Here is a 19,413-nt window from a genome sequence, read left to right as displayed (position 1 = left end):
CCTCAGGATTGTTCCCGCCCCACTCATGTAGGAGCGAGCTCGCTCGCGATGGACTTGCGGGCAACGCGTTGACCCAGGATGTACGCGTTATCGTTAACGTCCATTGCGAGCAAGCTCACCCCTACAGAAAAATAATCACCCGCCGCTGCATCCAGTCTCCCCCCGCCCACGTATATCAAGCACGGACAGACACTCCTGGCCGATTCTCCCCACAAGGATCATCACCATGAAACGCACTTCGATCAAAACCCCGTTGATTGCCAGCCTGCTGACCCTGGCCCTTGGTGGCGGACTCGCCTTGAGCACCGTGCAGGCGGCCACCATGAGCCACGACGGCGTCATGGTCGGCGGCCAAAGCATGCTGCCGAGCAAAGACATCGTCGATAACGCGGTGAACTCCGCCGACCACACCACCCTCGTCGCCGCCGTCAAAGCCGCCGGGCTGGTCGACACCCTCAAGGGAAAAGGCCCGTTCACCGTGTTCGCACCAGTCAACTCGGCGTTCACCGCCCTGCCCGCCGGCACCGTCGACACCCTGCTCAAACCGGAAAACAAAGCCACCCTGACCAAAATCCTCACCTACCACGTGGTCGCCGGCAAACTCGACATGGCCACCCTGACCCAGAAGATCAAGGCCGGTGGCGGCAAGACCGAACTCACCACCGTCGCCGGTGGCAAGCTGTGGGCGATGATGAACGGCCCGCACAACATCACCCTCAAGGATGAAAAAGGCGACGTCGCCGACATCACCACCTATGACGTGTACCAGTCCAATGGCGTGATTCAGGTCATCGACAAAGTACTGATGCCCAAAGGGTGAGGGAGGCCGCCGATCCTGCGCATCGGGGTCGGCGGATTTTTTTCGAGGTATCGGTCTGTGAATGGAACAACGGCGGGTCGTGAACTAACCTCTGCCTGCACCCGGCCTTGCGCGCAGCCCTACGTCAGGAGAACCGTTATTTCCATCGCCGACACCGATCAGCTCAGGCAACTCCTGGCCCAGTGTTCACTGGGCGACCGTCGCGCTTTCGAGACGCTCTACCGCAGTGTCGGGCCGCGTTTGCACGGTGTTGCCCTGCGGTTCATGGGCCGTTCTGACCTGGCTGAAGAAGTGCTGCAGGAAAGCTTCGTGCGCATCTGGAACAACGCTTCGCGCTATGAGGCGCACCTGTCGTCGCCCTTGACCTGGATGATCAACATCACCCGCAATCAGGCCATCGACCAATTGCGCAAACACCGCGACCGCCCGCTGAGCGATCTCGAACAACAAGCGCTGGTGGACGAAAGTCCCTCGGCCCACGAACAACTCAACAGTGCCCGCGAGGCCAGCGCCCTGAACCGCTGCCTGGACACCCTCGAAGGCATGCAACGCCAGTCGATCACCGTCGCCTATTTTCAGGGCCTGTCGTGTTCCGAACTGGCCGAGCATCTGGCTGCACCGCTTGGCTCGGTAAAATCCTGGATCCGCCGTGGCATGGAGCGCCTGCGCAGGTGCCTTGAATCATGAACTACCAGACCCCCACCCTGCGCCGCGCCCTCGCTGCCGACTACGCCATTGGCCTGATGTCTTCTGCCGCTCGCCGTCGCTTTGAACAATTGCTGCTCCAAGACGCCGCCCTGCGCATGGAACTGGCGCAGTGGCAGGACAGCCTCGCCAGCCTGACCGGCGCCGTGGTCGAGCAACCCGTGCCGGATCGCGTCTGGCAAGGCATCACTGCACGCATCGACCCGCAAGAATTGCACGTACCGCACAAGCGACCGTTCTGGACCTGGCTGCGGGTGACCATGGCCGTTTGTTCGTTGGTGATCGCCTTGACCCTCGGCGTGATCTACACCCGCGATGACGCCCACTACAGCGCAACCCTGACCAGCGCCGAAGCACAACCGGCATTGCGCGTTCAGGCCCATGAGAATTACCTGCAAGTCGAACCGCTGGCATTGGCGGTCATTACGCCGGGACAGAGCCTGGAATTGTGGGCGATACCGGCGGATGGCAAACCGGTTTCCCTCGGTGTGATCCCGACGGGCGGCAAAGGCAGGCTTGAGTTGAGCGAGGCGCAGAAGGCACTTATCGGCAAGCCGATTGCGCTGGCGGTGAGCCTTGAACCGAAGGGTGGTTCGCCAACCGGTCAACCGACGGGGCCGGTGTTGTATCAGGGCGCGTTGGCGGCGCTCTGAAGGCGACGACACTTCTCTCGCCCGAACAGCAAAACGGCGACTCGAAGGTCGCCGTTTTGTTAAGCCTGAAGCCTTACGCCGCGCTGAACAGTTTGTGCGGATCAATCACAAACTTCTTCGGCACACCCGCATCGAACTCGCCATACCCTTCCGGCGCCTGATCCAGGCTGATCACCTGCACACCCACCACTTCGGCAATGTTGATGCGGTCCCACATGATCGCTTGCATGAGCGCGCGGTTGTACTTCATCACCGGGGTCTGGCCGGTGTGAAAGCTGTGGGATTTGGCCCAGCCGAGACCGAAGCGGATGCTCAGGCTGCCCATTTTCGCGGCGGCGTCGACAGCACCGGGGTCTTCGGTGACGTAGAGGCCTGGAATGCCGATCTTGCCAGCCACGCGCACCACGCCCATCAGCGAGTTGAGTACAGTGGCCGGGGCTTCGTGTTTGACGCCGTCATGACCGTGACCGCGGGCTTCGAAGCCGACGCAGTCCACGGCACAATCCACTTCCGGTTCGCCCAGCAGTGCGGCGATTTGCTCGTGCAGCGGTGCGTCTTTGGACAGGTCGACGATCTCAAAACCCTGTGCCTTGGCGTGTGCCAGGCGAATGGTGTTGACGTCGCCGATGATCACCACGGCGGCACCGAGCAAACGTGCCGAGGCGGCAGCGGCCAGGCCGACAGGACCGGCGCCGGCAATGTACACGGTGCTGCCAGGGCCGACGCCGGCAGTCACGGCACCGTGGTAACCGGTCGGCAGGATGTCGGAGAGGCAGGTCAGGTCGCGGATTTTCTCCATGGCCTTGTCGCGGTCCGGCAGTTTCAGCAGGTTGAAGTCGGCGTATGGCACCAGCACGTATTCAGCCTGGCCACCGGTCCAGTCGCCCATGTCGACGTAACCGTAGGCGCCACCGGCGCGGGCCGGGTTGACGGTCAGGCATACACCGGTGTGTTGCTCCTTGCAGGAACGGCAGCGCCCGCAAGCCACGTTGAACGGCACGGACACCAGGTCGCCGATTTTCAGGTTCTCGACGTCACTGCCCTTCTCGATCACTTCACCGGTGATCTCATGACCCAGCACCAGGCCGGTTTGAGCCGTCGTGCGACCGCGCACCATGTGCTGGTCGGAGCCGCAGATGTTGGTGGAAACCACTTTGAGAATGACCCCGTGCTCGATCTTGCGACCACGCGGGTCCTGCATTTTCGGATAGTCGATTTTCTGTACTTCGACCTTGCCAGCGCCGAGATACACCACACCACGATTGCCAGACATGCTTTCACCTCGCTGTTGTTTTTATGGAACCGCGTTGCCCAGGCAGGCAGCGCGTTGAATGCTCGGGTATAGATGCTGTTTCTTGTATTGCTTGTCAGGGCCTCATCGCTAGCAGGCTAGCTCCCACAGTGATTCGCGTGGACACAGGATTTGTGAACAACCCAAAACCTGTGGGAGCTGGCCTGCCAGCGATGGCGGTCTAGAGAACGACGGTGCGATTGGCGTTGAGAAACACCCTGCGCTCAATGTGATAACCAACGGCTCTCGCCAGGGTCAGTCCTTCGATATCTCGCCCCTTGGCAATCAGGTCTTCCGGGTAATGACTGTGATCCACCACCTCGACGCCCTGGGCAATGATCGGCCCTTCATCGAGGTCGTTGTTGATGTAGTGCGCCGTGGCGCCGACCAGTTTCACGCCCTTGTTGTAGGCCTGGTGATAAGGCTTGGCGCCCTTGAAACCGGGCAACAGGGAGTGGTGAATGTTGATCGCCTTGCCATCGAGTTTGCGGCACAGCTCCGGCGACAGCACTTGCATGTAGCGCGCAAGGATCACCAGTTCGGCGCCAGCGTCTTCGATCACCTGCAACACCTGACGCTCCTGCGACGGCTTGTCGTTGGGGTCCAGCGGGAAGTGGTAGTACGGAATCTGGTGCCAGTCCGCCAATGGCTTGAGGTCCGGGTGGTTGGAGACCACCGCGGCCACGTCCATCGACAATTGGCCGATGCGTTGGCGGTAGAGCAAATCGTTGAGGCAGTGATCGGCCTTGGAAACCATGATCACCACTTTCGGCCGATAGTGCGGCGCGGTCAGTTCGAAGATCATGCCGAACGTTGCACCGCGCTCCTGCAAACCGGCGCGGAACGACTGCTCGTCGAAGCCATCCGGTTGGCGGAATTCCACGCGAATGAAGAAACGACCCGAGAGCCGGTCATCAAACGAGTGGTGTTCGGTGACGTAGCAGCCCTGCTCGAACAGAAAGCGGGTCACCGCGTCCACCGTGCCGAGCACGCTGGGGCAGTCGGCGGTCAAGATCCATGTGTCTGGGGCGCGGCTCATAGTGCGGTGACTCCTGTTCGAAAATACCTACGCGACTGCGAAGACCTGTGGCGAGGGAGCTTGCTCCCGCTGGGTTGCAAAGCGACCCCAAAACCAGCAACCGCATTCTTTCAGGAAGAATGCGGACTCAGGTTTACGACTGCTTCGCAATCGAATGGGAGCAAGCTCCCTCGCCACAAAAACAGTCATGACACGACACTGAGTTACGCCTGAACGCTCAGCCCATACTCGGCAGAAGCATCCTGCAACCACAACCACCAGTAATCAGAGAAGCTGCGACGGATCAGCAGTTCCCAGGTGTCTTCACCGGTGTGGCGGATCACCAGTTGCGACTTGGCGAACACCGTGCCGACGGCTTTGCCCACCGGAAAGTTGTTCGGGTGCACGTCGTAGCTGGTGGATTTCATCAGCACCTGGCGCACGTTCGGGCCGCTCAGTTCGAGGATCTGCTGGCCACCGCTGACGTTGACGATCTGGATATGCAGGTCGCCCAGCGCTTCACGCAGTTTTTGCTCGGCGGCGAATTCTTCGCCGGTCGGCACGATCAGCAGCCATTCATCCGGCCCCATCCATTGCAGGCTGGTTTCGCCTTTGACGATGACGGTCAGTGCGCCGGGCAATTCGATGCCCAGAGCCTTGTGCACGCCAGCAGCAAACGCTGCATCGTGGCCATCACCACGGATGGTCAAGTGGCCGAGGAGTTTTTTCTCACGCACGGTTACACCGGCGCTCTTGCGACCCTTGCCCACCAGGCTGGCGAGGTCGGCATGATGCAGCGACGACTCGGCCTTGGCCCCGGTGGTTGGGCGTTGTTGGTAAACATTGGCTGCGGTCATAAAGCACCTTTCCTGAATTCTGTTGGTTCCTGTGGGGCTGCACTGCCGCTATCGCCAGCAGGCTAGCTCCCACATTCGACCGCGTTTCCCTGTGGGAGCCAGCCTGCTGGCGATTGGTAGCCCACCCACAGATCTCGAGGCCATCAAATATTCTGGCGATCACCCTTCGGATCGAAGAACACCGAAGAAACAATCTCCGCCTCGATCACGCTGCCGTCCGCCAGTGGTGCAAACACACGTTCACCCATGCGGTTCAGGCCGCCCTTGACCACGCCCATGGCAAACGAATAGCCGAGGGAGTTGTGGGCGTAGCTGGAGGTCACGTGGCCGACCATAGTCATCGGGATCGCCTGCTTGGTGTTGAACACCAGTTGCGCACCTTCCGGCAGCCATTTGTTCGGGTCGATCGGCTTCAGGCCTACCAACTGCTTGCGCTGATCACGCACGCAGTCCTCACGGTTCATGCCACGCTGGCCGATCCACGAGAACGGTTTGGTGCGGCCAACACACCAGCCCATGTTCAGGTCGTCCGGGGTCATCGAGCCGTCAGTGTCCTGACCGACGATGATGAAGCCTTTCTCGGCCCGCAGGACGTGCATGGTTTCGGTGCCGTACGGGGTCAGGTTGTATTTCTTGCCGGCGTCGACGATTTTCTCGAGCACGCCCATGGCGTAGTCGGCTTGCACGTTGACTTCGTACGACAGCTCACCGGTAAACGAAATCCGGAACACCCGCGCCGGCACGCCACCGACCAGACCTTCTTTCCAGGTCATGAACGGGAACGCTTCGTTGCTCAGGTCGATGTCGGTGACTTCGCTGAGCAGCTTGCGGCTGTTCGGCCCGGACAGGGTCATGGTCGCCCAGTGATCCGTCACGGAAGTGAAGTACACCTTCAGGTCTGGCCATTCGGTCTGCTGGTAGATTTCCAGCCATTGCAGCACGCGTGCAGCGCCGCCGGTGGTGGTGGTCATGACGAAATGGTTGTCGGCCAGGCAAGCCGTCACGCCGTCGTCGAACACCATGCCGTCTTCTTTGCACATCAGGCCGTAACGCGCCTTGCCCACATCGAGCTTGGTCCAGGCGTTGGTGTAGATGCGGTTGAGGAACTCACGCGCATCCGGGCCTTGAATGTCGATCTTGCCCAGGGTCGAAGCGTCCAGCAGGCCGACGCTGTCACGCACGGCTTTGCATTCGCGCTTCACAGCGGCGTGCATGTCTTCGCCGGATTTCGGGAAGTACCACGGACGCTTCCACTGACCGACGTCTTCGAACTCGGCCCCGTTTTTCAGGTGCCAGTGATGCAGTGCGGTGAAACGCACAGGTTCGAAGATGTGCCCACAGTGACGACCGGCCACGGCGCCGAACGTCACCGGCGTGTAGTTCGGGCGGAACATGGTGGTGCCCATCTGCGGGATGGTCACGTTCAGCGAACGGGCGGCGATGGCCAGGCCGTTGACGTTGCCGAGCTTACCCTGATCGGTGCCGAAGCCCAGCGCGGTGTAGCGTTTTACGTGCTCGACCGACTCGAAGCCTTCGCGGGTCGCCAGTTCGATGGCGGCGGCGGTGACGTCGTTTTGCAGGTCGACGAATTGCTTCGGCGCCCGTGCGGTGTTCTTTTCATGGGGCACCTGGAACAGCGCCAGAGTCGGCTCTTCCTGACGCGCCAAGGCTTTCGGCAAGGTCGCTTCGACCGGACCAAAACCGGCTTCACTGGCTGCGCGCACGCCGCCTTCAAAACCGTCGGCCAGCGAATCGCCGAGGCCATAGACGCCATTGATGCCACCGACGCACACGCGTTTCTGCGGTGCTTCGCCCGGTACGAAACCGAGGATGTCTTCACGCCAGGTCGGCTTGCCACCCAGGTGCGATGCCAGGTGAACCACCGGGCTGTAGCCGCCGGAACTGGCAACGATGTCGCAGTCGAGCCATTCGCCCGGGCTGGTGACTTTGTGTCCCTTCACATCGATGGCGGCGACACGAGCAGCCGTCACGTGCTTGCTGCCACGGGCCTCGATCACGGCACTCCCGGTGAGGATGCGGATGCCTTTGGCGCGTGCTTCTTCCACCAGCGCACCGCGCGGGTTGCTGCGGGCGTCAGCGATCGCCACCACTTGCAGGCTGGCGTCGAGCCAATCCAGCGCAACGCGGTAGGCGTGATCGTTGTTGGTCGACAGCACCAGTTTCTTGCCTGGAGCCACGCCGTAACGGCGCACGTAAGTCGAGACAGCGCCGGCCAGCATGTTGCCCGGCACGTCGTTGTTGCCGTAGACCAGCGGACGCTCGTGAGCGCCGGTCGCCAGTACCACGCGCTTGGCGCGAACCCGGTGAATACGCTGACGCACCTGGCCAATCGGTGCGCGGTCGCCGAGGTGATCGGTGAGGCGCTCATGGATGGTCAGGAAGTTGTGGTCGTGGTAACCGTTGACCGTGGCGCGCGGCAACAGCAGCACGTCCGGGGTGTTCTTCAGTTCAGCGATGACGCTGGCAACCCACTCGGTTGCAGGCTTGCCGTCGAGGCTTTCGCGGGAGTCGAGCAGGCTGCCGCCGAACTCTTCCTGCTCGTCAGCGAGGATCACACGGGCACCGCTGCGCGCAGCGGCCAATGCAGCGGCGAGGCCAGCAGGGCCGGCGCCGACGATCAGCACGTCGCAGTGCTGGTTCATGTAGTCATAAGTGTCCGGATCGTTCTCGGTCGGCGAGCGGCCCAGACCGGCAGCCTTACGAATGTACTTCTCGTAAGTCATCCAGAACGATTGCGGGTACATGAAGGTTTTGTAGTAGAAACCCGGTGGCATCAGCTTACCGCCGACCTTGCCGAGAATCCCCATCATGTCGTTGTTCACGCTTGGCCAGCCGTTGGTGCTGGTGGCGACCAAACCCTGGTACAACGCTTGTTGCGTAGCACGCACGTTCGGAATCTGCGTGGCTTCGGTGGCACCGATCTGCAGCACCGCGTTCGGCTCTTCAGCGCCCGCAGCGAAGATGCCGCGCGGACGGGAATACTTGAAGCTGCGACCGATGATGTCGACACCATTGGCCAGCAGTGCAGCGGCCAGCGAGTCGCCTTCAAAGCCTTTGTAGCTCTGGCCGTTGAAGGTGAAGCTCAAGACTTTGTTGCGGTCGATCCGTCCGCCGTTGGACAGGCGATTGATCTGGCTCATACCTTCTCTCCCAGAGCCGTGCTGGCCGCTTTCGGGCTATCGGTCTTGTCGGTGAATTGTGGCTTGGTGCCGATCTTGTAGGTTTCGAGAATCTCGTAGGTCACGGTGTCGCGGGTGGCGTTGAAGTACTGACGGCAACCGGCGGCGTGAATCCACAGTTCATGGTGCAGACCGCGAGGGTTGTCGCGGAAGAACATGTAGTCGCCCCACTCCTCGTCGGTGCAGCTGTTCGGATCCAGTGGGCGCGGGATGTGCGCCTGGCCGGAAGCGTGGAATTCCTCTTCGGAGCGCAATTCGCCGCAGTGAGGACAGAAGATATGCAACATGGGGATTTCTCCTGTTAGTGGGCAACCGCAGCAGCGCCGTGTTCATCGATCAACGCACCGTTGTGAAAACGGTCGATGGAGAAAGGTGCGGCCAGTGGGTGCATTTCACCCTTGGCCAGGCTTGCGGCAAACACGTTGCCCGAGCCAGGTGTCGCCTTGAAGCCGCCGGTGCCCCAACCGCAGTTGAAGAACATGTTCGGCACCGGGGTTTTCGAAATGATCGGGCAAGCATCCGGCGTGGTGTCGACGATGCCGCCCCACTGACGGTTCATGCGGACGCGGGACAACACCGGGAACATCTCGACGATGGCCTGGATGGTGTGCTCGATCACCGGGTACGAACCACGCTGGCCGTAGCCGTTGTAGCCGTCGATACCGGCGCCGATCACCAGGTCGCCCTTGTCGGACTGGCTGATGTAACCGTGCACGGCGTTGGACATGATCACGCTGTCGATAATGGGCTTGATCGGCTCGGACACCAGCGCTTGCAGCGGGTGGGATTCGATCGGCAGGCGGAAACCGGCGAGCTTGGCCATGTGCCCGGAGTTACCGGCCGTGACTACGCCAACGCGCTTGGCGCCGATGAAGCCCTTGTTGGTTTCAACGCCGATGCACACGCCGTTTTCCTTGCGGAAACCGATCACTTCGGTCTGCTGGATCAGGTCCACGCCCAAGGCGTCGGCGGCACGGGCAAAGCCCCAGGCCACGGCATCGTGACGGGCCACGCCGCCGCGACGCTGGACGGTAGCGCCCATCACCGGGTAGCGAGTGTTCTTCGAGCAGTCGAGGTACGGAATCTCGTCGGCCACTTGCTTGGCATCGAGCAGTTCACCGTCGACGCCGTTGAGGCGGTTGGCGCTGACCCGACGCTCGGAATCACGGATGTCCTGCAGGGTGTGGCACAGGTTGTAGACGCCGCGCTGGGAGAACATCACGTTGTAGTTCAGATCCTGGGACAGGCCTTCCCACAGTTTCATCGCGTGTTCGTACAGGTGCGCCGACTCGTCCCACAGGTAGTTGGAGCGAACGATGGTGGTGTTGCGCGCGGTGTTACCGCCGCCCAGCCAGCCCTTCTCGACCACGGCCACGTTGGTGATGCCGTGTTCCTTGGCCAGGTAGTAGGCGGTCGCCAGACCATGCCCGCCACCGCCGACGATGACCACGTCGTAGACCTTTTTCGGGGTCGGCGTGCGCCACATGCGCTGCCAGTTTTCGTGGTGGCTGAGGGAGTGTTTGAAGAGGCCGAAGCCCGAATAGCGTTGCATAGTCATTTACTCCAAAACCGCGCTCAGCGATAAACCGGGAAGTCCGCGCACAGTGCCGACACTTGCTGGGCAACATTGGCCTCGACATCGGCGTCGCCGAGGTTGTCGAGGATGTCGCAGATCCAGCCGGCCAGCGTCACGCACTGGGCAACCTTGAAGCCGCGAGTGGTCACCGCCGGGGTGCCGATGCGCAGGCCGGAGGTCACGAACGGCGACTGTGGATCGTTCGGGACAGCGTTCTTGTTAACGGTGATGTGGGCGCGACCGAGTGCTGCGTCCGCCTCTTTGCCGGTGAGGCCCTGACGGATCAGGCTGACCAGGAACAGGTGGTTATCGGTGCCGCCGGACACTACATCGTAGCCGCGTTTGATAAACACGCCGGCCATGGCCTGGGCGTTGTCGATCACTTGTTGCTGGTAAGCCTTGAAGCCTGGCTCCAGCGCCTCTTTGAAGCACACGGCTTTACCCGCGATGACGTGCATCAGCGGACCGCCCTGGGCACCGGGGAACACCGCAGCGTTGAGCTTCTTCTCGATTTCTTCGTTGGACTTGGCCAGGATCAGGCCGCCACGTGGACCGCGCAGGGTCTTGTGGGTGGTGGTGGTGACCACGTCGGCGTAAGGCAGCGGGTTCGGGTACAGGCCGGCAGCGACCAGACCGGCCACGTGGGCCATGTCGACGAACAGCAGCGCACCGACCTTGTCGGCAATCTGACGGAAACGCGGGAAGTCCAGCGTCTTCGAGTAAGCCGAGAAACCGGCAACGATCATCTTCGGCTTGCACTCGACGGCCAGGCGCTCGACTTCGTCGTAATCGATCAGGCCGGTCTTGGTGTCGATGCCGTACTGCACGGCGTTGTACAGCTTGCCCGAGGACGACACTTTGGCGCCGTGGGTCAGGTGACCGCCGTGGGCCAGGCTCATGCCCAGAATGGTGTCGCCGGCTTGCAGCAGGGCCAGGTAAACAGCGCTGTTGGCCGAGGAGCCGGAGTGTGGCTGGACGTTGGCGTAATCGGCGCCGAACAGTTGTTTGGCGCGTTCGATGGCCAGCGCTTCAACCTTGTCGACGTGTTCACAGCCACCGTAGTAGCGCTTGCCCGGATAACCTTCGGCGTACTTGTTGGTCAGGCCGCTGCCTTGCGCTTCCATCACGCGTTTGCTGGTGTAGTTCTCCGACGCGATCAGCTCGATGTGATCTTCCTGACGTTGCTCCTCGGCATTCATCGCCGCCAACAGTGCATCGTCGTAACCCTGGATCTGGTCTTGCTTGCTGAACATCGCGTCTCTCCCAGCGGCATCTGTGCGCCATTCGTCTCGGTAAGGCACCGGTGTTTCGGCAGTGCCCTTTGATAGCGATGGTATGACTGGCTTGGAGAGTTCAAATGCCTACGGGCGCCACGCAAAGGTGCGTTTACGACATGGCGGAAAATGGCTTGCCGAACACAACCCCTGATCCAGCGCAGATACCCTGTAGGAGCGAGCCTGCTCGCGATAGCGGTGGGTCAGCCACATCATTATGACTGTGGCGCAGCCATCGCGAGCAGGCTCACTCCCACAGGGTCAAGCGATGGCCTGTCGCACTGCGAGCAACAGCAGGAAATGCACGGGATACAGCGCATACGCCCAACGCCGCATCGGCAGTGGTTTTACGTCACGCAAGTGTCGCAACAAGAACAGCCCCAGCCATGGCGCAATCAGACAAGTGGCGACCGCCGCCATGGCCACGTGATTGCCCAGCCGAACGGAGTAATAAAGCACCTGCCATTGATTGGCGGCCAGACAGATCACTCCCGGCAGCAGCGCGAAGTACCAGGGGCGACGGATCACCAGCAGCATCACCCACGGCAACAACACGCCAAAGAAACCGAACATCAATCGCTGGGAGAAAAACGCCGCCAGCACCAAAGCGCCGACCGCCAGCAGTCGTGATTGCATCACCGGTTGCTGCCATCCCCGCGCCACCAACAGACCAAGGGCCAGTGTTGGAAACACATTGAGCGTGTCGGGATGAGAAATGAACATTCGGTAGGGAATTTCGCTGGCCGCACTAAACAGCAACATCCAGCCCAGATAACGCCACTGACCGCTTGTCGCGACGGCCGACGCCCGTGTCAGGTTCGCCGCCATCGCCAGGCAAAACCACGGAAACGCCAACCGTCCCGGCACATACAGCCAATCGGCGGAGTAACCGACATATCGCAGGTGATCGAGGAGCATGCTCAGCAGCGCCAGCCACTTGAGCAGATCCAGTGCACCGTCACGCTGTCTCACGTGCATAATTGGCCGGCATCCTTGTAATTTTCTGACAGCGACATCCCGTGTGCCCCCCGAATGATCTTCGGTAAAGTGCGCACCCTCATTGACCACGGAACGCTTCACCATAGGCGTCCCGACCACGGAAGCAGGCCATGACCGACAAGAGCCAACAATTCGCCAGCGACAACTACTCCGGCATTTGCCCTGAAGCCTGGGCTGCCATGGAGCAGGCCAACCATGGCCACCAGCGCGCTTACGGCGACGATGAGTGGACCGCTCGCGCGTCCGACGATTTCCGCAAACTGTTCGAAACCGACTGCGAAGTGTTCTTCGCCTTCAACGGCACCGCCGCCAACTCGCTGGCCCTGTCGTCGCTGTGCCAGAGTTACCACAGCGTGATCTGCTCGGAAACCGCCCACGTCGAAACAGACGAATGCGGCGCGCCGGAATTCTTCTCCAACGGTTCCAAGTTGCTGATCGCCCGTACCGAAAACGGCAAGCTGACGCCGGAATCTATCCGCGAGGTCGCGCTCAAGCGCCAGGACATCCACTACCCGAAACCGCGCGTCGTGACCCTGACCCAGGCCACCGAAGTCGGCAGCGTCTACACCCCGGACGAAATCCGCGCCATCAGCGCTACCTGCAAAGAGCTGGGCCTGAACCTGCACATGGACGGCGCGCGCTTCTCCAACGCCTGCGCGTTCCTCGGCTGCACCCCGGCAGACCTGACCTGGAAAGCCGGCGTCGACGTACTGTGCTTCGGCGGCACTAAAAACGGCATGGCGGTGGGCGAGGCGATTCTGTTCTTCAACCACAAACTCGCTGAAGACTTCGACTACCGCTGCAAACAGGCCGGGCAACTGGCGTCGAAAATGCGCTTCCTGTCGGCCCCGTGGGTCGGCATCCTGGAAAACGACGCCTGGCTCAAATACGCCCGCCACGCCAACCACTGCGCGCAACTGCTCGCCGAACTGGTCAGCGACATTCCAGGCGTGGAACTGATGTTCCCGGTGCAGGCCAACGGCGTGTTCCTGCAACTCTCGGAACCGGCCATCGCCGCCCTGACCGCCAGGGGCTGGCGCTTCTACACCTTCATCGGCAACGGCGGCGCACGCTTCATGTGCTCGTGGGACACCGAGGAAGAGCGCGTGCGTGAGTTGGCCCGCGACATCCGCGAAGTGATGGCTGCCTGATTCAACCTGTCAGCTGGCGCAGCCTGCGCCAGCTGCTACAAGCCCGTCCAATCTCCTCTCAACGTCCGCACCTGAAGACTTCGTCTACATTGTTTGTCGAGCCGATCCGCTCACATAACAATAATCAGGAGCGTGCGCATGTCCTTGCAAGGCAAAACCCTGTTCATCACCGGCGCCAGCCGTGGCATAGGCCGCGAGATTGCGCTGCGCGCGGCGCGTGACGGCGCCAACATTGTGATCGCCGCCAAAAGCGCCGCCCCCCACGCCAAGCTACCGGGGACGATTTTCAGTGTGGCGCAGGAAGTGGAAGCCGCTGGCGGCAAGGCGCTGGCCTTGCAAGTGGATGTGCGCGATGAAGTTGCCGTGCGCGAAGCGCTGGCCCAGGCCAATGAACATTTCGGCGCGATCGATGCGCTGGTCAACAACGCCGGGGCGATCAAGTTGACCGGCGTTCAGCACATCGAACTCAAGCGTTTCGACCTGATGCACCAGATCAATACCCGCGCCGTTTTGCTGTGCAGTCAGGCCGCGTTGCCCTACCTGAAAAAATCCGGCGGACACATCCTCAACCTGTCCCCGCCCCTCAACCTCGCCACCCAATGGTTCGCCCAATACAGCCCGTACACCGTGACCAAATACGGCATGAGCATGCTGACCCTGGGCATGAGCGAGGAATTCAGGAATTACGGCATCAGCGTCAATTCACTGTGGCCGCAGACCATGATTGCCACGGCAGCGATCGAGTTTCAGTTGGGGTCGCGGGAGTCGTTCAAGCATGCGCGTACGCCAGCGATCATGGCGGATGCGGCACATATCATCCTGAGCAGCAGCGGGCGCAGCCTGACCGGGCGCTTGTTGATTGATGAGGAGATTTTGCGAGAAAGCGGAGTAACGGAGTTCGAGCACTATCGGTTCGTGCCGGACAGCAACGACAAGTTGATGACCGACTTGTTTATCGACTAAACACCCTCCCCTGTAGGAGCGAGCCTGCTCGCGATGAACCTGAGAACACCACGGAGTGTCAGGTTGCCAGCGTTATCGTTGACGTCCATCGCGAGCGCCTACAGGGATTATTGCGCAATCATCAAAACTCGATCCGCACATCCCCCTTCGGCACACTGCAGCACGACAGAATGTACCCTTCGGCTTCGTCTTCTTCGGTGATCCCGCCGTTGTGCTCCATCTCCACTTCGCCGCCCAGTTTCAATACCTTGCAGGTGCCGCAAATGCCCATGCCGCAGGCTTTCGGGATCAGCAAGCCAGCCTTCGCTGCTGCTGCGTGAACGGTTTCGCCCGGCGCAACGCGAATGCTTTTCCCTGACGCGGTGAATTCCACCTGATGCAGATCCGCCACGTCGGGTTCCGGTGCGTCGGCCGCCTGCTCGGCGTGTTCCACTGCATCGGCGCGCGCTTCTGGCGGGGTCGCGCCGAAGGATTCTTCGTGATAACGCGACATGTCGAAGCCCGCGGCTTCCAGCAAGCGCTTGACCGCATTCATGTACGGCGTCGGGCCGCAGCAGAACACTTCGCGCTCAAGAAAGTCAGGTGCCATCAATTCGAGCATTCGCTGGTTGAGATAACCGCGATAACCGGCCCAGGGCTCACCCATGCCATGCTTCTCGCAAATCAGGTGCAGGCTGAAGTTTTCGATCCGCGATGCCATGTGTTCCAGTTCGCGATGATAAATGATGTCCTTCGGCGAACGGGCGCTGTGGATAAACACCATGTCGACATTGGCGTTGGTGTCGTAGAACCAGCGCGCCATGGACATGACCGGTGTGATACCGACACCGCCGCTGAGGTAAAGCACCTTTGGCGCGGTGAAGTCCATGGCATTGAACAGCCCGACCGGGCCGTGTACCGCCAGCTCCTGGCCTTCGTGCAGGGTGTCGTGCAACCAGTTGGAGACCTTGCCGCCCGGCACGCGCTTGATGGTCACCGAAAAGCTGTACGGTACCGACGGCGAGCTGGAGATGGTGTACGAGCGCATGATCGGCAGGCCTTCGATTTCCAGCTCCAGGGTGACGAATTGCCCAGGCTTGAAGAAGAACAGGATCGGCTGGTCGGCCATGAAACAGAAGGTGCGCACATCCCAGGTTTCCTGGATGACTTTGACGCAACGGACGATGTGTCGACCATTGGCCCAGGTCTGGGTGGTTACCGGGTTCAGGAAGCTGTTGGACATGCTGATCTCCACGGCCGACTGTCGGCCTTCATGTTGGCGATTCTGCGTATAGCGCGAACCGCCCATTTACCTATCTGCGACATTCACATGCTTATCGCGACCAGCCCGCAACGACCGGGGGTTGCGCGTCGGGAACAGATTGCATCATGTCGCCCATGGATAAGGTTCTGGCCAGCGCCGGCCCCACACTCGCTCCACACAACGACAGTTTTTTTACACCTTGCGTAGCAAACCTGATTAGCCACTTTCGCCGGCCACACAGAATGGCCTTGAGGATTAAACGATGGACGTCACTACTACCCTGAGCCTGGGCGATCCGCTGGAACCCGCACGCAAGGCCACCGCGCAAATGCTGCAAGAGCGCGAGCGTACGTTCTCGCTGCCGCAGCCGTTTTACTCGGACGAGCGCCTGTTTGATATCGACATGCAGGAAATCTTTCAGAAAGAGTGGTTGATCGCCGGCATGACCTGCGAAATCCCAACCAAGGGCAACTACCTGACCCTGCAAGTGGGCAAGAACCCGATCATCGTGATTCGCGGCGCCGAAGGTGTGGTGCATGCGTTCCACAACGTCTGCCGCCACCGTGGCTCGCGCCTGTGCACCAGTGAAAAAGGCAAGGTTGCCAAACTGGTCTGCCATTACCACCAGTGGACTTACGAGCTCGACGGTCGCCTGCTGTTCGCCGGCACTGAAATGGGCGCCGACTTCGACATGAAGCAGTACGGCCTCAAACCGGTAAACGTGAAGACCGCCGGCGGCTACATTTTCATCAGCCTGGCGGAGAATCCGCCGGCCATCGATGACTTCCTGTCGACGCTCAGCCATTACATGGAACCGTACGACATGGAAAACACCAAGGTGGCGATCACCACCACCTTGATGGAAAAGGCCAACTGGAAACTGGTGCTGGAAAACAACCGCGAGTGCTACCACTGCAACGCGTCGCACCCGGAACTGCTGAAAACCCTGCTGGAGTGGGACGACGTCACCGACCCGCGCGCCGACCAGGCGTTCAAGGACCACGTCGCCGCTTCCGCCGCTGCGTGGGAAGCCGAGAAGATTCCTTACGCCCACGCCAGCTTTGGCCTGCGTAACCGCATCGTGCGCATGCCGCTGCTCAAGGGCACCGTGTCGATGACCCTGGACGGCAAACAGGGCTGCCAGAAACTCATGGGCCGCATCAAGAACCCGGACCTGGGCTCGATGCGCATCCTGCACCTGCCGCACTCCTGGAACCACTGCATGGGCGACCACATCATCGTGTTCACCGTGTGGCCGATCAGCGCCCAGGAAACCATGGTCACCACCAAGTGGATCGTGCACAAGGACGCTGTCGAAGGCGTGGACTACGACGTCGACCGCATGCGCCAGGTGTGGGACGCCACCAACGACCAGGACCGTCGCCTGGCCGAAGAGAACCAGCGCGGGATCAACTCCACCGCCTACCAACCAGGGCCTTACTCCAAGACCTATGAGTTCGGTGTGGTGAATTTTGTGGATTGGTACAGCGAGCGTTTGCTGAGCAATCTGGGGGCCGAGCCTGCGCCGTATCTCAAGGGTGTTCCGGTTAGCGGTTAAGTCAAAGTTCGCTGAGACCTTCTCAGGTCTCAGCGACGGTGATGCAGACGCGTCTGTGGATAACTTATCAACCACGCCTCATCCAATAGAACATATACCTTCACAAAATACTTGAACCGAGTGCCATGCAGTGAAGTGCTCCCTTCATGCTTGCCATTCGAATAACATGCTTAACAACAACTGGATGCCCCCCGACTGACGTCAGTCTTATAATTTACCGCCATCGAGTCAAAGCTCAACAGCAACGTTAATTTGAGGGCGTGGAGGATTAACCGTAAATTTAGTTACCACCGAATAATCGGACTGCCATCCACTACCAAACTGATCACACGTTAACGAAAACTGTCCTGCCGGCAATGCTACAGTTGTCTCACTGCCCCATTTTCCATCCAGTCCAACGACGGCAGTGCCATAGAGAACAACACCCGATCCTGCCTCATAAAAGCGAACCGTTGCTCCCGGCACTCCATTATCCCCAAAGATCAACGGTCTGACATCCCTCACCTCTAATCCGTGGACTGGCATAAGGACCTTAGGCACCGGGATATGCGACACGACATTAAAAATTACGGCCTCTGACCAGTCAGATTCCACACCATTGAACTTCTGCCTGGCCTTCAAGGGATGGTTACTTACCGGATGCAAATCAAGTCTTGCTTCCCAAACGCCTTCAGCGCTCACCCGCCCTGCGTCATACCAGCCTGCACCCGTGTCGTACAGCGTAATTGTTGCCCCTGGCATCCCCGCCCCCTTCACGGAAGAGGCTCCGTTAAAATAGGTCGCTCCCGCTAAAGGACTTGTAATCGCCAACAAATTTGTTTTAAACACATTACTTTCAATACATTGCCGAATCATCGCCGCACCCGAACGTGCGCACCAATCAAAATTGATGATGCTACTTTTACGCTGCCAGTCACCACCCGCTGGAAAGCGATTGCGTAATTGATCGACAATATCACCCGGACCAAGGATGCCGTAGGTAGTTGCAGATAGTGACCAAGGCACATCTGAAACAGGCGGAGCCATCATTACACCACCAATGAAACTGAACAGCCTTTCAGAACTTACCAACCCACTTCCCGCCCACTTGTGCTGGATTTTATTCCAAAAATAGGTATTGTCACGACTGTCTCCACATACTTCACTGGGCACCGCAACAATAAAACGTGGACCAGGGTATTGGACTTTAATTTGTTCGAGCGTAAGTGCGACTGCAGAACGAGGCAACATTTTACCGGTGTAGTGCCGCATAAAGTGCGCATGAATGGCAGCATAAGGAACTGGATTGTTGCTTGAATTCGGCTCAATTTGATGAAAAGCGAGAATAATAATTTCGCCTGGATTGGCCTCATGGAAACGGTCTACATCATTAAGCAGGTTTGCGAATGTCCTACCTGACGTCAGGTCATGATCACAAATCAAACCTCTGTTGACGTTGTCGGCGCCGTAGCCATGAAACCACCGCAGCCTTATATCAAGTGCCCTCACGCCAGAATTCAATTGATAATGAAAACTATCATCCTGACATGTAATATAAGAATTCGAGTAACTTGCTTTTTTATCCATTCCCGCATTGTGTGCTCCCGCCAAACTCAGCTTCCCAAGCTTTAATGACTTAATCAAAGGATGAAGGTCTTTCATCCAGCTATTCAAACTATAAGTCGGCATTACGCCGAGCTCGACCACTTCCGCCTCTATATCGCCATTCACAATCAAACTTCCTTTCCGTTTATGAACCGCTAACATAACGCACAAAAACACATTGAAAACCTAGTAGAAATGACAGATCCATAGAGGAGCTTATTGCACGGAATTACATTAACTAGAGCACTACAAACAGCCCCAACCGAAAACTTAAAGCGCCTTAACACCTTCCATACCCCAACGAAATTTCAAGCTTTCAAAACACACCACCCCGTCTTTCTGAGAGGTTGTCCACAGCCCATGCACAGTCAATGGGGACAACTGCGGCAAAGCGCGGGCGTTTTTTCGCAGAAACTGAATAAAAACCATGGCTTATCCAAAAAATTGTATGTGTCCAACCGCTGGTCATATTTTGATCTAGCACTCACAACTCAGGATTTACGTGCCCTACAGCGGATAGC

Annotated in this window: 16 protein-coding genes; 6 read left to right on the top strand and 10 right to left on the bottom strand. The window is 59.5% G+C overall.

Annotation, left to right across the window (positions count from 1 at the left end; translation table 11 throughout):
• Window positions 1–226 precede the first annotated feature (226 nt).
• From ACNYC6_RS15980 to ACNYC6_RS15970, 3 genes are read left to right on the top strand one after another with little or no spacing between them, the layout of a single operon-like run.
• Window positions 227–820 (top strand): fasciclin domain-containing protein, encoded by a 594-nt coding sequence (locus ACNYC6_RS15980; RefSeq protein ID WP_419708247.1) that lies wholly within the window; start codon window positions 227–229, stop codon window positions 818–820.
• 57 nt (window positions 821–877) lie between these two features.
• A complete protein-coding gene (locus tag ACNYC6_RS15975; RefSeq protein ID WP_419708246.1) occupies window positions 878–1,507 on the top strand; it encodes a sigma-70 family RNA polymerase sigma factor in 630 nt (209 codons plus the stop codon).
• On the top strand, window positions 1,504–2,178 hold the full coding sequence (locus ACNYC6_RS15970; protein WP_419708245.1) for an anti-sigma factor: 675 nt from the start codon (window positions 1,504–1,506) through the stop codon (window positions 2,176–2,178). The genes ACNYC6_RS15975 and ACNYC6_RS15970 overlap by 4 nt, the downstream gene beginning before the upstream one ends.
• Before the next feature lie 73 nt (window positions 2,179–2,251).
• On the opposite strand, the gene fdhA is transcribed toward ACNYC6_RS15970, so the two are convergent.
• The 8 genes from fdhA to ACNYC6_RS15930 form a co-directional block, all read right to left on the bottom strand.
• The gene (gene fdhA / locus ACNYC6_RS15965; protein WP_419708244.1) at window positions 2,252–3,451 is read right to left on the bottom strand and encodes a formaldehyde dehydrogenase, glutathione-independent; all 1,200 of its coding nucleotides are present in this window, start codon (window positions 3,449–3,451) and stop codon (window positions 2,252–2,254) included.
• A 199-nt stretch (window positions 3,452–3,650) separates the two neighbouring features.
• A complete protein-coding gene (gene purU, locus ACNYC6_RS15960; RefSeq protein WP_419708243.1) occupies window positions 3,651–4,508 on the bottom strand; it encodes a formyltetrahydrofolate deformylase in 858 nt (285 codons plus the stop codon).
• A 203-nt stretch (window positions 4,509–4,711) separates the two neighbouring features.
• Window positions 4,712–5,344, bottom strand: a complete 633-nt coding sequence (locus tag ACNYC6_RS15955) for a sarcosine oxidase subunit gamma (protein ID WP_419708242.1) — start codon at window positions 5,342–5,344, stop codon at window positions 4,712–4,714.
• Window positions 5,345–5,487: 143 nt separating this feature from the next.
• Complete coding sequence (locus ACNYC6_RS15950) at window positions 5,488–8,505, bottom strand: sarcosine oxidase subunit alpha (protein WP_419708241.1); 3,018 nt, start codon at window positions 8,503–8,505, stop codon at window positions 5,488–5,490.
• Window positions 8,502–8,831, bottom strand: coding sequence for a sarcosine oxidase subunit delta (locus ACNYC6_RS15945; protein WP_047534309.1), 330 nt, complete (start codon window positions 8,829–8,831; stop codon window positions 8,502–8,504). Before ACNYC6_RS15945 ends, ACNYC6_RS15950 begins: the two co-directional genes overlap by 4 nt.
• Before the next feature lie 14 nt (window positions 8,832–8,845).
• Window positions 8,846–10,096: a sarcosine oxidase subunit beta gene (locus ACNYC6_RS15940; RefSeq protein ID WP_007980419.1), complete on the bottom strand. Its 1,251-nt coding sequence runs from the start codon at window positions 10,094–10,096 to the stop codon at window positions 8,846–8,848.
• Between the two features lie 23 nt (window positions 10,097–10,119).
• A complete protein-coding gene (gene glyA, locus ACNYC6_RS15935; protein ID WP_419708240.1) occupies window positions 10,120–11,373 on the bottom strand; it encodes a serine hydroxymethyltransferase in 1,254 nt (417 codons plus the stop codon).
• Between the two features lie 282 nt (window positions 11,374–11,655).
• A complete protein-coding gene (locus tag ACNYC6_RS15930; protein WP_419708239.1) occupies window positions 11,656–12,372 on the bottom strand; it encodes a TraX family protein in 717 nt (238 codons plus the stop codon).
• Window positions 12,373–12,503: 131 nt separating this feature from the next.
• On the opposite strand from ACNYC6_RS15930, the gene ACNYC6_RS15925 reads away from it, so the two are divergent.
• Window positions 12,504–13,544: a low specificity L-threonine aldolase gene (locus ACNYC6_RS15925; RefSeq protein ID WP_419708238.1), complete on the top strand. Its 1,041-nt coding sequence runs from the start codon at window positions 12,504–12,506 to the stop codon at window positions 13,542–13,544.
• Window positions 13,545–13,682: 138 nt separating this feature from the next.
• Window positions 13,683–14,507, top strand: coding sequence for an SDR family oxidoreductase (locus ACNYC6_RS15920; protein WP_419708237.1), 825 nt, complete (start codon window positions 13,683–13,685; stop codon window positions 14,505–14,507).
• Between the two features lie 121 nt (window positions 14,508–14,628).
• Here ACNYC6_RS15920 and gbcB read toward each other — a convergent pair whose 3' ends face one another.
• Window positions 14,629–15,729 carry a glycine-betaine demethylase subunit GbcB gene (gene gbcB, locus ACNYC6_RS15915; protein WP_419708236.1) on the bottom strand — a complete coding sequence of 367 codons (1,101 nt, stop codon included), beginning with the start codon at window positions 15,727–15,729 and terminating at the stop codon, window positions 14,629–14,631.
• Between the two features lie 283 nt (window positions 15,730–16,012).
• Between gbcB and gbcA the strand changes: the two genes are divergently transcribed.
• Window positions 16,013–17,308 carry a glycine-betaine demethylase subunit GbcA gene (gene gbcA / locus ACNYC6_RS15910; RefSeq protein ID WP_419708235.1) on the top strand — a complete coding sequence of 432 codons (1,296 nt, stop codon included), beginning with the start codon at window positions 16,013–16,015 and terminating at the stop codon, window positions 17,306–17,308.
• Window positions 17,309–17,536: 228 nt separating this feature from the next.
• On the opposite strand, the gene ACNYC6_RS15905 is transcribed toward gbcA, so the two are convergent.
• Window positions 17,537–19,018: a hypothetical protein gene (locus ACNYC6_RS15905; RefSeq protein ID WP_419708234.1), complete on the bottom strand. Its 1,482-nt coding sequence runs from the start codon at window positions 19,016–19,018 to the stop codon at window positions 17,537–17,539.
• Window positions 19,019–19,413 lie beyond the last annotated feature (395 nt).

Source organism: Pseudomonas sp. NFX224, from assembly GCF_048565165.1.
Lineage (GTDB): Bacteria > Pseudomonadota > Gammaproteobacteria > Pseudomonadales > Pseudomonadaceae > Aquipseudomonas.
The sequence above is the reverse complement of the archived record's forward strand: the minus strand, read 5'-3'. Positions and strand labels throughout refer to the sequence as shown.